Source organism: Pseudomonas moraviensis (assembly GCF_900105805.1).
GTDB lineage: Bacteria > Pseudomonadota > Gammaproteobacteria > Pseudomonadales > Pseudomonadaceae > Aquipseudomonas > Aquipseudomonas moraviensis_A.
In genome coordinates, this window is record NZ_LT629788.1 from 3,521,756 (window position 1) to 3,535,425 (window position 13,670).

Genomic DNA, 13,670 nt, shown 5'->3' on the forward strand with positions numbered 1-13,670 from the left:
CAGGCTCACTCCTACAGTGACCGTATTTCTTCAGTTGAAACGCGGTCATTGTAGGAGTGAGCCTGCTCGCGATAGGGTCAGTAGCCGCTATACAGGATCAGGCCAGAACGCCCGAATCCCCGCCACACCCTGCGCCCCGACATCCCAAGCCTTCTCACGCTCCGCCGGCCCTACCCCACCGAGCAGGAACACCGGTTTGCTAAAACCGTCAATCAACGCCGCAGCCTGCTCCCAGCCCAACGGCTGTGCATCCGGGTGCGTCAGCGTCGGCTGCACCGGCGACAGGGTGACGAAGTCGACGCCCATCTGCTCCGCCAGCGCCAATTCCTCAGCGTTATGGCACGACGCCGCGAGCCAGCGCTCCGCCGGCAACGGACGCCCTGCCGCCGCGTATTTCCGCAGCTGGGCGGCGGTGATGTGCCAGCCCGCCGACGGGAAATCGCCGAGCCACTCGAACGGCCCCTTGATCATCAACTGCGCCTTGCCCGCGCACAGGCCAACCGCGTCCACCGCCAGATCGCGGTATTTCGGGTCGTAGCCATTCGGTGCGCGCAGCTGGATCAACTTGATGCCGCCAGCAATCGCCTTCTGGATGCCGCGCAACAACGCCGGGCCTTCGAGATCTTCCGGGGTGATCAGGTATTCGGCGGGCAAACGCGCCGCCGCGACGATTGGCTGGTTAGCCGCCGGGAATTCATAGTTGACCAGCTCTCTGGCGCTGACCCAGGCCAGTGGCTGGCCTTCAGCACCGTGGGGTTCGCCGCTGAATGCCGAGACTTCCCAGACATCCAGCAACACCTGTTTGTCCGGGTAGTCGTGGCGAACCTTGATCAACGGACGGGCAGCATCAACGACGATGCCCAGCTCTTCGTGCAGCTCCCGAGCCAGTGCCGATTCGACTGATTCGTCAGCCTCGACCTTGCCACCGGGAAATTCCCACAAGCCGCCCTGATGCTGAGTGTCGGCGCGACGGGCGATAAGGATTTTGCCGGCACCGTCACGAATGACGGCAGCGGCGACGTGGACGCGTTTCACGGGTTCAATTCCTCCAGTCCAGCCTTTTGCCACGCCTTGAAGGCGGGCCATTGGTAGACGGTTTCAACATAAGCTTCGTCGATCGCAGGCAGCTTCACCTGATAGGTGCGCAGGCGCACGGCGATCGGCGCGAAAAAGGCATCGGCGAGGCTGACCCGCCCGAACAGGTATGGCCCCTCTTCCGTTGCCGCCGCACGGCATTCGGCCCAGAGCGCGAGCATGCGTTCGATATCGACCTTCACTTCTGGCGGCACCGGGTTCAGCGGCGCATCCTGACTGAGGTTGAACGGCATGTGGTTGCGCATGGCGAAGAAGCCGCTGTGCATTTGTGCGCAGGCCGAGCGGGCCTGGGCGCGGGCGAAAGTATCGCTCGGCCAGAGCTGCTCGGACGGAAACTGCTCCGCGAGGTATTCAGCGATGGCCAGCGAATCGGCGATGGTGCCGCGGGTGGTCTGCAGCAGCGGCACCTTGCCGGTCGGCGAATGCTTGAGCAGGCGTTCGCGGGTGTCGGGCTTGCCGAGTTTGATCAGCTCTTCGCTGTAGGGTGCGCCGGTCAGCTCCAGCGCCAGTGCCGCACGCAGGGACCAGGAGGAAAGCAGTTTGTCGCCGATGATCAGGTGCAGGGACATGGTGTGGCGCCTTTTCGTCAGAGGGAAAACTCTAATTTTGTAGTGTCCGGACTGGCGCTATCGCGAGCAGGCTCACTCCTACAGTGGATGTGTGAAACGACACATATCTCTGTGGGAGCCAGCCTGCTGGCGATGCAGGCGACTCGGTCCCAGGCTGGATCAGGTGCGGTATTCAGCGTTGATCTTCACGTATTCATGCGACAGGTCGGTGGTCCAGATGGTTTCGCTGCAATCGCCGCGACCCAGTTCAATGCGGATGGTGATTTCTTCCTGCTGCATCACTGCCGAGCCCTGAGCTTCAGTGTAGGTGGCCGCACGGGCGCCACGGCTGGCGATGCACACGTCGCCGAGGAATACGTCAATCTTGCTCACGTCCAGGTCCGGCACACCGGCGCGGCCCACGGCGGCGAGGATGCGCCCCCAGTTCGGGTCGGAGGCGAACAGCGCGGTCTTGATCAGCGGCGAGTGCGCCACGGTATAGCCGACGTCCAGGCATTCCTGGTGGTTGCCGCCGCCATTCACTTCAACAGTGACAAACTTGGTCGCACCTTCGCCGTCACGCACGATGGCCTGCGCCACGTCCATGCACACTTCGAACACGGCTTGTTTGAGCTTGGCGAACAGCTCGCCTTCTGCGCGGGTGATTTCCGGCAGCGCGGCTTTGCCAGTGGCGATCAGCATGCAGCAGTCGTTGGTCGAGGTGTCGCCGTCGATGGTGATGCGGTTGAACGACTTGTTGGCACCGTCGAGCATCAGGTTGTGCAGCACGTCGCGGGAGACTTTGGCATCGGTGGCAATGTAACCGAGCATGGTCGCCATGTTCGGACGAATCATCCCTGCGCCTTTGCTGATGCCGGTGACGGTGATGGTCACGCCGTCATGCTCGAACTGGCGGCTGGCGCCCTTCGGCAAAGTATCGGTGGTCATGATGCCGGTGGCAGCAGCTTCCCAGTTGTTTTCCGACAGATCGTCCAGCGCGGCTTGCAGTGCGCCTTCGATTTTCTCGACCGGCAGCGGCTCGCCGATCACACCCGTGGAGTAAGGCAGGATCTGGCTGGCGTCGACGCCGGTCAGCTCAGCCAGTCTGGCAGTGGTGCGCTCGGCGGCGGCCAGGCCTGGTTCGCCGGTGCCGGCGTTGGCGTTGCCGGTGTTGGTCAGCAAGTAACGCACAGCGTTGTTCACGCGTTTTTTCGCCAGGATCACCGGCGCGGCGCAGAACGCGTTCAGGGTGAACACGCCAGCCACGGTCGAACCTTCAGCGCAGCGCATCACCACCACATCCTTGCGCCCCGGGCGCTTGATGCCGGCCGAGGCGATACCGAGTTCAAAACCGGCAACCGGGTGCAACGTTGGCAAAGGACCAAGACCAACAGCCATGAATGCGCTCCTTACTCAATGATGTCAGCACCGCCACGGGAAAGGACGGTGGGATAAATGGCAAAACGCCGCGACGGCAGGAGCCGGTCGCGGCGCGGGGTGTTCAGCGATTGAAACGGGTTTTACTGGATCTGCCCGTGGCAATGCTTGTATTTCTTGCCCGAACCGCAGAAACACAGTTCGTTGCGGCCCAGCTTCTGCTCGTTGCGAACCGGGGCAGCGGCGGTGGCCAGCGCCACATCGACCTCTTCACCCAACGCTTCCGGCTGATCCAGCCCAGGGGCTTCGGCGTGTTCGAACTGCATGCGCGCCGCCAGTGCTTCGGCTTCCTGACGCAGGCGCTGCTCTTCGGCTTCCGGATCTTCGCGGCGGACCTGAACGTGCGAGAGCACGCGGATCGAGTCGCGCTTGATCGAATCGAGCAGCTCGGAGAACAGGGTGAACGACTCGCGCTTGTATTCCTGCTTCGGGTTCTTCTGCGCATAACCACGCAAGTGAATGCCGTGACGCAGGTGATCCATGGTCGACAGGTGGTCTTTCCACAGGTCGTCGAGTACGCGCAGGACGATCTGCTTCTCGAACGAGCGCAGCGCCTCGGCACCGGCCTGGTCTTCTTTCTCGTTGTACGCCGCCATCAGCTCGGTCATGAGCTTCTCGCGCAGGGTTTCTTCGTACAGGTGATCGTCTTCGTCGAGCCATTGCTGGATCGGCAGCTTCACGCCGAAATCGCTTTCGATGGACGCTTCCAGACCGGCCACTTCCCACTGCTCTGGCAGCGATTGCGGCGGAATGTGCGCGCTGACGGTAGCGTTGAGCACGTCCTGACGGAAGTCGGCGATGGTTTCACCGATGTTGTCAGCGGCCAGCAACGTGTTACGCATGTGATAGATCACTTTACGCTGTTCGTTGTTGACGTCGTCGAACTCGAGCAATTGCTTGCGGATGTCGAAGTTGCGGCCTTCAACCTTGCGCTGCGCCTTCTCGATCGCGTTGGTCACCATGCGGTGCTCGATCGCTTCGCCCGGCTGCATGCCCAGGGCTTTCATGAAGTTCTTCACCCGGTCAGAGGCGAAGATGCGCATCAGGCTGTCTTCCAGCGACAGGTAGAAGCGGCTCGAACCGGCATCGCCCTGACGGCCGGCACGGCCACGCAGCTGGTTGTCGATACGGCGCGATTCGTGACGCTCGGAAGCGATTACCTGCAAGCCGCCGGATTCCAGCACTTGTTGGTGACGCTTCTGCCAGTCGGCCTTGATCTGGGCGATCTGCTCAGGGGTCGGGTTTTCCAGCGAAGCGACTTCCACTTCCCAGTTGCCGCCCAACAGGATGTCGGTACCACGACCGGCCATGTTGGTGGCGATGGTCAGCGCACCCGGACGACCGGCCTGAGCGATGATTTCGGCTTCTTTCTCGTGGAACTTGGCGTTGAGAACCTTGTGTTCGATGCCTTCTTTGACGAGCAATGCAGACATGTGCTCGGAAGTCTCGATGGTCGCGGTACCCACGAGCACCGGACGACCGGCGGCCATGCTTTCCTTGATGTCCGCCACGATTGCCGCGTATTTCTCTTCGGCGGTGAGGAACACCAGGTCGTTGTAGTCTTTACGCGCCAACGGTTTGTTCGGCGGGATGACCATGACTTCCAGACCATAGATCTGGTGGAATTCGAACGCTTCGGTGTCGGCGGTACCGGTCATGCCGGACAGCTTGGTGTACAGACGGAAGTAGTTCTGGAAAGTCGTAGAGGCCAGGGTCTGGCTCTCGGCCTGAATGTTCAGGCCTTCCTTCGCTTCGATCGCCTGGTGCAGGCCTTCGGACAGACGACGACCCGGCATGGTCCGGCCGGTGTGCTCGTCGACCAGTACGACCTGGCCGTCCTGCACGATGTATTCGATATTGCGGTTGAACAGTTTGTGCGCACGCAGACCGGCATAGACGTGGGTCAGCAGACCGAGGTTGTGCGCCGAGTACAGGCTCTCGCCTTCGGCCAGCAGGCCGACGCGGGTGAGCATGTCTTCGATGAACTGGTGACCGGCTTCGTTGAGCTCGACCTGACGGGTCTTTTCGTCAACGGTGTAGTGTCCGGCCTTGGTGACCTGACCTTCGACTTCCTCGACGTGCAGTTCCAGCTGCGGGATCAGTTTGTTGATCTCCATGTACAGCTTGGAGCTGTCCTCGGCCTGACCGGAAATGATCAGCGGGGTACGCGCTTCGTCGATGAGGATGGAGTCGACTTCGTCAATCACGGCAAAGTTGAGTTCGCGCTGGAATTTTTCATCCATGCTGAACGCCATGTTGTCGCGCAGGTAGTCGAAACCGAATTCGTTGTTGGTGCCGTAGGTGATGTCGGCGGCGTAGGCGGCACGCTTCTCTTCCGGCGGCTGGAACGGCGTCACGACGCCGACGGTCAGGCCGAGGAATTCATACAGCGGGCGCATCCAGTTGGCGTCACGGCGGGCCAGGTAGTCGTTCACGGTCACAACGTGCACGCCCTTGCCGGACAATGCGTTGAGGTAAACACCCAAAGTGGCCACGAGGGTCTTGCCCTCACCGGTGCGCATTTCGGCGATCTTGCCTTCGTGCAAGGTCATGCCGCCGACGAGTTGCACGTCGAAGTGGCGCATGCCCATCACGCGCTTGCCGGCCTCGCGGGCTACGGCAAAGGCTTCCGGCAACAGCTTGTCGAGGGTTTCCCCTTTGGCGATACGGGCCTTGAACTCGGCGGTCTTGGCACGCAATTGATCGTCCGAAAGGGCCACCATTTGCTCTTCGAAGGCATTGACGAGCTGCACCGTCTTGAGCATGCGTTTGACTTCACGCTCGTTCTTGCTTCCAAAAAGTTTCTTTAACAAAGGCGCAAACATATCGGCAGGATCTTCCACACTAAAGGGATGGAGGGCGGCCCCGTGAGTCGCCCGTGCAGCCCTCATGGCCGCATGCGAACGAGCATTCTACCCGGAAACGGTGGTGAGGAAAGTGGCGATGTTCCACGATGCTGGCACTGCGCTTTGACGGGGCTCACTTAAAATAGGGGCGTTTTGCTCAACTTCAACCCGTCGGGGAAAGAAGTCAGGCGTTGATTTAATGAGCAAAGCAGGGACAAAAGCAATGGGCCAGTGGTTCCACAGCTTTCTGCTAACATGGCGCCTCTGTTACTTCAGGTGTTCGATCATGGCGTTTCGCCCTCTCACGGCCAGAGCACCCGCCGTCCTGTTACGCGAAGCCAGGCCGCTCAAAGCCATCCTCGGCCATGCCCAGCGCCTTGAGCATTTGCAGCGCCTGCTCGAAAGCCAGCTGCAACCGGCCGCCCGCGAGCATTGCCGGGTGGCCAAGTGGCGCGAGGGCGAACTGTCGCTGGTGGTCACTGACGGTCACTGGGCCACGCGCCTGCGCTACCAGCAAAAACGCCTGCAACGGCAGCTGCAATTGTTCGAAGAGTTCGCCAGCCTGACGCGGATCAAATTCAGCGTGCGCCCGCCGATCGTCCAGCATCGGGCGACTGGGCACACGATGGATTTGTCGAGCAGCGCGGCGGAGACGATTCAGTCGACGGCCGACGGGATCAGCGATCCGGGATTGCGCGCGGCGCTGGAGCGGTTGGCGGCGCATGCCAAGGGTAAAGCCTGAAGCAAAATCAAAAGATCGCAGCCTTCTGCAGCTCCTACAGAATGAATGCATTTCAACTGTAGGAGCTGCCGAAGGCTGCGATCTTTGCTTTTAGCGGCGCTTGCTGCCGCCGAGCAGCGACCCCATCAACCCGCGCACCAACTGCTTGCCGAGGTTATTGGCCGCCTGGCGCATCGCCGATTTCAGCGCCTGCCCTGCCGCCGTGCCGAGGAATTCGCCCGCGCGATCAGCGAGGCTTGGCTCTTCAGCCTGTTTACCTGCCGGCGTTTCGGCCTCAGGCGCCAGCCCTTTGCGGCCCATCAGAATTTCATAGGCCGACTCACGATCGATCGGCTTGTCATAGCGACCCCTGAACGGCGAGCCGGCGATCAGCATGGTGCGTTCGGTTTCGGTCAACGGCCCGATCCGCGATTGCGGCGGCGCCACCAGCACGCGCTGGACCATTTCCGGCGTGCCCTTGTCGGTCAACGTCCCGACCAGCGCCTCGCCAATCCCCAGTTCGGTCAGCACCGACAGGCTGTCGAACGCCGGATTCGGCCGGAAACCGTCCGCCACGGCGCGCAGGGATTTCTGCTCTTTTGCGGTGAACGCACGCAGACCATGCTGAATGCGCAAGCCCAACTGCGCCAGCACATCGTCCGGCAGATCCGCCGGCGATTGGGTGACAAAGTAAACCCCCACACCTTTGGATCGGATCAAACGCACCACTTGCTCCAGACGCTCCTGCAAAGCCTTGGGCGTGTCGCCGAAGAGCAAATGCGCCTCGTCGAAAAACAGCGCCAGCAGCGGCTTTTCGGCGTCGCCGCGTTCGGGCAGTTGCTCGAACAACTCGGCCAGCAGCCACAGCAGGAACGTTGCGTAAACCTTCGGCGCCTCGTGCACCAGCCGGCTGGCGTCGAGCAGATGGATGCGGCCACGGCCATCCGCCCCCGGTTGCAGAATGTCCTCGAGTTGCAGCGCCGGCTCACCGAACAGCGCTTCGGCGCCCTGCTGTTCCAGCGTCGCCAAGCGGCGTAACAGTGCCTGGCTGGAACCGGTGGTCATCAGCGCCGCGTCTTCGCCGAGCAACTGCGGGTTGTCCTTGAGGTGATTGAGCAGCGCTTTCAGATCCTTGAGATCCAGCAGCAACAGCCCTTCGCGATCCGCCACTTTGAAGGCCGCGTAAAGCGCCGACTGCTGACTGTCGGTCAGCTCGAGCAGGCTGCCGATCAGCAACGGGCCCATTTCGCTCAGGGTGGTGCGCAGCGGATGACCGGATTCGCCGTGGATGTCCCACAGCGTGACGGGATAAGCCTGGGGCGTGTGACCGAGCCACGGCATGCCGGCAATGCGCTCGGCCACTTTGCCCTGCGGGTTGCCAGCGGCGCCGAGGCCGCACAGGTCGCCCTTGATGTCGGCGGCGAACACCGCCACGCCAGCATCGCTGAACGCTTCGGCCAGACGCTGCAACGTCACGGTTTTACCGGTGCCGGTGGCGCCGGCGATCAGTCCGTGGCGGTTGGCCAGGCGCATGGCCTGAGCAATGGGTTGCGCGGCCGGATCAGCGCCGATAACGAGTTGCAAGGAGTCAGGCATTTTCTCACCCAATGGTTAATCTTTGATGACACATGGCCGATACATAAATTGGACAGACCCGTCAGAAATTCGGGTCGGACATTTCCCTAAGGAGAGCCGGAAATTTCAGTTTTTCAACCTTGCCCATAGTGCGCGCCCCTATCAAAGCACGCCCAGGACATTAAGACCTTAGCGGAACCCCAAGCCATGAACAAAAACCTGCGCTTCAGCCATAAGATTTTGCTTGCCGCCGCCCTCATCGTCATTGCCGCTTTCGCCTCGTTCACGTTGTACAACGATTGGCTGCAGCGCAATGCGATCCGCGATGATCTCAATAACTACCTCAATGAAATGGGCGAGGTCACCGCCGGCAATATCCAGACCTGGCTCAGCGGGCGCATCTTGCTGATCGAGAACGCCGCGCAGAACATCGCCATCAACCCGGAACCTGCCACGGTCGCCAGCCTGCTGGAGCAGAAAAGCCTGACCTCGACGTTCATGGCCACCTACCTGGGCGATGCCACCGGGCATTTCACCATCCGCCCGGACGTGAAGATGCCGGACGGTTTCGATCCGCGCGTACGCCCTTGGTATAAAGGTGCCGAAAGCAGCAGCACGTCGACCCTGACCGAACCCTACATCGATGCCGCCACCGGCCAGTTGATCATCTCCATCGCCACCGCGTCGAAAAAGGCCGGGCAGAGCGTCGGCGTGGTCGGCGGCGATCTCAGCCTGCAATCGCTGGTCGATACCCTCGCCGCGCGGGATTTCGACGGGATGGGCTATGTGTTCCTGGTCAGCGCCGACGGCAAGATCCTCGTCCACCCGGACAAGGCTCTGGTGATGAAATCGCTCAAGGAAGCCTACCCGCAGGACACCCCGCGCATCAGCAGCGACTTCAGTGAAGTGACGGTGGATGGCAAAACCCGCATTGTCACTTTCGCTCCGATCAAAGGCCTGCCGTCGGTGAACTGGTACATCGGTTTGTCGATCGACAAGGATCAGGCCTACGCGATGCTCAGCCAATTCCGCACCTCGGCGGTGATCGCGACCATTATTGCCGTGGCGATCATCATTGCCCTGCTCGGCATGCTCATCCGTCTGCTGATCCAGCCGCTGCACGTGATGACCCGCGCCATGGAAGACATCGCCGACGGTGAAGGTGACCTGACCAAACGTCTGAACATCGTCAATAACGATGAATTCGGCATCCTCGGCACCGCGTTCAACCGTTTCGTCGAGCGTATTCACGGCTCGATCCGCGAAGTGTCCTCGGCCACCGGCCAGGTCAATGAGGTCGCCCTGCGCGTCGTTGCTGCGTCGAACTCGTCGATGTACAACTCCGACCAGCAAGCTTCGCGCACCAGCAGCGTCGCTGCCGCGATCAATCAGCTCGGCGCCGCCGCGCAGGAAATTGCCCGCAATGCCGCGCAAGCTTCGAATCAGGCCAGTGACGCACGGGGTCTGGCCGAGGATGGCCAGCAAGTGGTCGAGCGCAGCATCAAGGCGATGAATCAATTGTCGAGCATGCTCAGCGCGTCGAGCACCAACATCGAGTCGCTGAACAGCAAGACCGTCAACATCGGTCAGATTCTCGAAGTGATCACCAGCATTTCCCAGCAGACCAACCTGCTCGCGCTCAACGCTGCCATCGAGGCGGCACGTGCGGGTGAGGCAGGTCGCGGCTTTGCGGTGGTGGCCGACGAAGTGCGCAACCTCGCGCACCGCACTCAGGAATCGGCGCAACAGGTGCAGACCATGATCGAGGAGCTGCAGGTCGGCGCCCGGGAATCGGTGAGCACCATGAGCGACAGTCAGCGCCACAGCCAGGACAGCGTGGAGATCGCCAATCTCGCCGGCGAACGCCTGAACAGCGTGACCTTGCGCATTGGTGAGATCGACGGGATGAACCAGTCGGTGGCGACCGCGACTGAAGAGCAGACTGCGGTGGTCGAGTCTATCAACGTCGACATTACCGAGATCAATACACTGAACCAGGAAGGCGTGGAAAACCTGCAGGCGACCTTGCGCGCGTGCTCGGATCTGGAGCAGCAGGCTTCGCGTCTCAAGCAACTGGTGGGCAGCTTCCGCATTTAAGATCAAAAGCCTAACCCCCTCACCCCAGCCCTCCCGAAACTCGGACCGCCCCCAAGGGGGCGAGGGGGAAAGGGAGCAGATCTTCAAGCTTTTCAATGCCTGTGTTCGACTGGATATCGCAGGACATCGCAACAATCCCAAACACCCCGATCAATCCCCTCTCCCTCCGGGAGAGGTTAGGGTGAGGGGCGAGCAATCCCGACCGAACATCTATTCTGGATAACGGTCAACCAAGGGAGAACAACACAGCGGAGGGTTGCTCACCGTGCATATCGCCGACATCACCATGTTCTACGCCCCGGCCAGCGGAGGCGTGCGTACTTACCTGGATGCCAAACACCGTCGCCTCGGCGACCGCAACGCCATTCGTCACAGCCTGCTGATCCCCGGCGCGCGACTGGGTGAACATGACGGCATTTATACGGTTCCTGCGCCCGCCCTGCCCTTCGGCAAAGGCTATCGCTTCCCGCTGCGCCTGGCGCCGTGGCGCAATGTCTTGCAGGATTTGCAGCCGGACCTGATCGAAGTCGGCGATCCCTACCTCACCGCGTGGGCGGCGCTGGATGCCCGGCGGCAGCTGGATGTGCCGGTGATCGGCTTTTATCACTCGGATCTGCCGCTGCTGGCGGGCAATCGCATGGGCCATTGGGTCACGCCGAATGTCGAGGCCTACGTCACCCGTCTCTATGGCAATTTCGACCGCGTGCTTGCGCCGAGCCAGGTCATGGCCGACAAGCTCACCGGGCTTGGCGTGCGCAATGTTCATGTGCAGCCGCTCGGCGTGGATCTGCACACCTTCCATCCTGACGCCCGCGACCCCGGCCTGCGTGCCGAACTGGGCATTGCCGAAGACACCCGCCTGCTGATCTTCGCCGGGCGCGGTTCCAAGGAAAAAAACCTGCCGGTGCTGCTCAAGTGCATGCAACGCCTAGGCCCGCGCTATCACCTGCTGCTGGTCGGCTCGTCGATGCCCGCTGCGGTGCCGGACAACGTCAGCGTCATCGACGAGTTCTGCCCGGCGCCAAAAGTCGCGCGGCTGATGGCCAGCGCCGATGCGCTGCTGCATGCCGGTGATCAGGAAACCTTCGGGCTGGTCATCCTTGAAGCCATGGCTTGCGGCATTCCCGTGGTGGCCGTCGCCGCCGGAGCGTTTGAAGAAATCGTCAACGATTCCTGCGGCCTGCTCTGCGCGCCGAACAATCCGCAAGCCATGGCCAATGCTGTGCGCGAACTGTTCAGTCGTGGCTGTGATCGACTCGGCCGCCAGGCACGCCAACATGTCGAGCGGCACTACGCTTGGGATACCGTGGTCGACAGCCTGCTCAGCCACTACCACGCGGTGCTTGGCCATACGCTGCCACGGGTGGCCAATGGCTGAGCAAATGAAAACGGTTTGTCTGGTGTTGCATGATGTGGCGCCCTCGACCTGGGCGGATTACCAGCCCTTTGTCGAGGCCGTCGATGCGTTGGGTAATGTACCGATGACGTGGCTGGTGGTCCCGGATTTCCATCGCCACGATGCCCTTGATGCCAACCCGGCGTTTCGGCAAGTGCTCGATGCCAGGGTTGCCCGAGGCGATGAACTGGCGCTGCACGGTTACTACCACGACGATCAGGAGCCCGTGCCGAACACCCCGCGCGACTGGTTCATGCGTCGGGTCTACACCCATGAAGGCGAGTTCTATCGGCTGTCCCGCGAAGCAGCCCTTGACCGCCTGCACGCAGGTCTGGAGATGTTTCAGCGCTACGACTGGCCGGTGCACGGTTTCGTCGCCCCGGCGTGGCTGATGAGCGACGGCACCCGTCAGGCCTTGCGCGAATTACCGCTCAGCTACACCAGCGATCCGCAACATCTTTATCGCTTGCCCGATTTCACCGCCATTGATGCACCCGGATTGGTCTGGAGCGCACGCAGCGCCTGGCGGCGCGGCGTGTCGAAAATCGTCAGCGACCAACGTGAACAGCGCTGGCGCGACGCGCCGGTGATTCGCCTCGGCCTGCATCCGGTCGACATGCGCCATCGTTTCTCTCGAGATTATTGGTTACGCACACTGGAACGCCTGCTGGCAGACGGACGCGTGCCGCTGACCAAGATCGACTGGCTCGTCCGACAGCACGGTCAACTGGAACGCGCAGCATGAAGCGCAGCCTGTTGTTGCTGATCGGCCTGCTCGCCGCGGTGCTGATACCGGTGCTGCTTGGCGGCGGCGAAACCTGGGCACGCCTGCGCAGTTTTCCGCTGAACTGGCTGTTGATCATGTTCGGCATGATCCTGCTGTGCTGGGGCATCAACACCCTGCGCCTGCGGTTGTTGCTGGGCGATCAGCGCGAAAAGGTCGCGCCGTTGAAAAGTCTTGGCGTGGTGATGGCGGCCGAGTTCGCCTACTGCGCTACGCCCGGGGGCAGCGGCGGGCCGCTGACCATCATGGCCTTGCTGGCCCGGTGCGGCGTGCGTCCGGCGCGGGGCAGCGCGGTGTTTGCCATGGACCAGCTCAGCGATCTGTTGTTCTTTCTCTGCGCGCTGAGCGGAATTCTGATTTACGCGCTGTTCCAGCACCTGAGCGATCGCCTCGAATGGCTGCTGACGGTCAGCGCCGTGTCGCTGTTCGGCGGCTTGTGCAGTTGCGTATTGATTGCGCGCTATCACCGGGCGTTGATTCGCCTGAGCGGCCGGCTGTTGGCGGGGATGAACGTTACGGCGCGCACTCGCCGCCGCTGGGCGCGCAAGTTGCTGCACTTTCTCGCGGCCTTTACCGATACCTTGAAGTTGCCCTGGCAGACGCTGGTTCAGGTGTTCGCCCTGACCTGCGTGCACTGGCTGCTGCGCTACAGCGTGCTGTATCTGGCCTTGCGCGGCCTCGGTGCCGACTTGCAGTGGGCATGGAGTTTTCTGGTACAGATGCTCTCGCTGGGCGCCGGCCAGTTCAGTCTGTTACCCGGCGGCGCAGGGGCAGCGGAATTGACCTCGGCCGCGCTGCTCGCGCCGATGGTGGGCAAATCCACCGCAGCGGCGGCGATCCTGATCTGGCGCGTAGTGACGTATTACTTCTATCTGCTGGTCGGCGGCCCGGTGTTCGTGTTGATGCTGGGCAAGCCGTTGCTGAAGAAGCTGATGAACGTCAGGCAGGCTTCTTAGGTTCGTCGTGCTCTTGCTGCAGCTGCTCCCATAACTCGGCGGCGCCGGGGAATTCGGTGCCGTCCTCGGGGCTCATGTCGTCGGGGTCGTAGCGACTGAGGCAACCTTCACCAAGGGTGGCAGGTGCTTTGGAGGTGGCTTTGTCCAGTGGATCGCTCATGGCTTTTCCTCGGGCTCAAATGACAAGGGCCTGAGCGATTCAACGCCCAGGCCCT

At 61.8% G+C, this 13,670-nt stretch carries 11 protein-coding genes; 5 read left to right on the plus strand and 6 right to left on the minus strand.

Annotated features, from left to right (window positions below; all coding sequences use genetic code 11):
- Positions 1–87: 87 nt before the first annotated feature.
- The 4 genes from BLU71_RS15715 to secA form a co-directional block, all read right to left on the minus strand.
- A complete protein-coding gene (locus BLU71_RS15715; protein WP_042607300.1) occupies positions 88–1,035 on the minus strand; it encodes a Nudix family hydrolase in 948 nt (315 codons plus the stop codon).
- Positions 1,032–1,664: a glutathione S-transferase family protein gene (locus BLU71_RS15720; RefSeq protein ID WP_083353445.1), complete on the minus strand. Its 633-nt coding sequence runs from the start codon at positions 1,662–1,664 to the stop codon at positions 1,032–1,034. Before BLU71_RS15720 ends, BLU71_RS15715 begins: the two co-directional genes overlap by 4 nt.
- 159 nt (positions 1,665–1,823) lie before the next feature.
- Complete coding sequence (argJ, locus tag BLU71_RS15725; protein ID WP_065616720.1) at positions 1,824–3,041, minus strand: bifunctional glutamate N-acetyltransferase/amino-acid acetyltransferase ArgJ; 1,218 nt, start codon at positions 3,039–3,041, stop codon at positions 1,824–1,826.
- A 122-nt stretch (positions 3,042–3,163) separates the two neighbouring features.
- Positions 3,164–5,905 (minus strand): preprotein translocase subunit SecA, encoded by a 2,742-nt coding sequence (gene secA / locus BLU71_RS15730; RefSeq protein ID WP_083353446.1) that lies wholly within the window; start codon positions 5,903–5,905, stop codon positions 3,164–3,166.
- A 307-nt stretch (positions 5,906–6,212) separates the two neighbouring features.
- Here secA and BLU71_RS15735 point away from each other — a divergent pair, with 307 nt between their 5' ends.
- Positions 6,213–6,668, plus strand: a complete 456-nt coding sequence (locus tag BLU71_RS15735; protein ID WP_042607304.1) for a DUF721 domain-containing protein — start codon at positions 6,213–6,215, stop codon at positions 6,666–6,668.
- Between the two features lie 90 nt (positions 6,669–6,758).
- On the opposite strand, the gene BLU71_RS15740 is transcribed toward BLU71_RS15735, so the two are convergent.
- Positions 6,759–8,243, minus strand: a complete 1,485-nt coding sequence (locus tag BLU71_RS15740) for a helicase HerA-like domain-containing protein (protein ID WP_064365102.1) — start codon at positions 8,241–8,243, stop codon at positions 6,759–6,761.
- A gap of 186 nt (positions 8,244–8,429) precedes the next feature.
- Here BLU71_RS15740 and BLU71_RS15745 point away from each other — a divergent pair, with 186 nt between their 5' ends.
- From BLU71_RS15745 to BLU71_RS15760, 4 genes are all read left to right on the plus strand, one after another.
- Positions 8,430–10,319, plus strand: a complete 1,890-nt coding sequence (locus BLU71_RS15745) for a methyl-accepting chemotaxis protein (RefSeq protein WP_083353447.1) — start codon at positions 8,430–8,432, stop codon at positions 10,317–10,319.
- 286 nt (positions 10,320–10,605) lie between these two features.
- Positions 10,606–11,697, plus strand: a complete 1,092-nt coding sequence (locus BLU71_RS15750; protein WP_173867404.1) for a glycosyltransferase family 4 protein — start codon at positions 10,606–10,608, stop codon at positions 11,695–11,697.
- Positions 11,690–12,460: a DUF2334 domain-containing protein gene (locus BLU71_RS15755; RefSeq protein ID WP_083353448.1), complete on the plus strand. Its 771-nt coding sequence runs from the start codon at positions 11,690–11,692 to the stop codon at positions 12,458–12,460. The genes BLU71_RS15750 and BLU71_RS15755 overlap by 8 nt, the downstream gene beginning before the upstream one ends.
- Positions 12,457–13,455, plus strand: coding sequence for a lysylphosphatidylglycerol synthase transmembrane domain-containing protein (locus BLU71_RS15760; protein WP_042607308.1), 999 nt, complete (start codon positions 12,457–12,459; stop codon positions 13,453–13,455). The genes BLU71_RS15755 and BLU71_RS15760 overlap by 4 nt, the downstream gene beginning before the upstream one ends.
- Here the strand turns inward: BLU71_RS15760 and BLU71_RS27505 are convergent.
- Positions 13,439–13,615 carry a hypothetical protein gene (locus BLU71_RS27505; protein WP_173867350.1) on the minus strand — a complete coding sequence of 59 codons (177 nt, stop codon included), beginning with the start codon at positions 13,613–13,615 and terminating at the stop codon, positions 13,439–13,441. The genes BLU71_RS15760 and BLU71_RS27505 overlap by 17 nt on opposite strands.
- Positions 13,616–13,670 lie beyond the last annotated feature (55 nt).

What these genes read in the sequence shown, in the direction of transcription:
- secA (WP_083353446.1), bottom strand. Translation starts at nt 5,905, where the DNA reads ATGTTTGCGCCTTTGTTAAAGAAACTTTTTGGAAGCAAGAACGAGCGT.
- BLU71_RS15740 (WP_064365102.1), bottom strand. Translation starts at nt 8,243, where the DNA reads ATGCCTGACTCCTTGCAACTCGTTATCGGCGCTGATCCGGCCGCGCAA.
- BLU71_RS15735 (WP_042607304.1), top strand. Translation starts at nt 6,213, where the DNA reads ATGGCGTTTCGCCCTCTCACGGCCAGAGCACCCGCCGTCCTGTTACGC.
- BLU71_RS15755 (WP_083353448.1), top strand. Translation starts at nt 11,690, where the DNA reads ATGGCTGAGCAAATGAAAACGGTTTGTCTGGTGTTGCATGATGTGGCG.
- BLU71_RS15745 (WP_083353447.1), top strand. Translation starts at nt 8,430, where the DNA reads ATGAACAAAAACCTGCGCTTCAGCCATAAGATTTTGCTTGCCGCCGCC.
- argJ (WP_065616720.1), bottom strand. Translation starts at nt 3,041, where the DNA reads ATGGCTGTTGGTCTTGGTCCTTTGCCAACGTTGCACCCGGTTGCCGGT.
- BLU71_RS15760 (WP_042607308.1), top strand. Translation starts at nt 12,457, where the DNA reads ATGAAGCGCAGCCTGTTGTTGCTGATCGGCCTGCTCGCCGCGGTGCTG.
- BLU71_RS27505 (WP_173867350.1), bottom strand. Translation starts at nt 13,615, where the DNA reads ATGAGCGATCCACTGGACAAAGCCACCTCCAAAGCACCTGCCACCCTT.
- BLU71_RS15750 (WP_173867404.1), top strand. Translation starts at nt 10,606, where the DNA reads ATGTTCTACGCCCCGGCCAGCGGAGGCGTGCGTACTTACCTGGATGCC.
- BLU71_RS15720 (WP_083353445.1), bottom strand. Translation starts at nt 1,664, where the DNA reads ATGTCCCTGCACCTGATCATCGGCGACAAACTGCTTTCCTCCTGGTCC.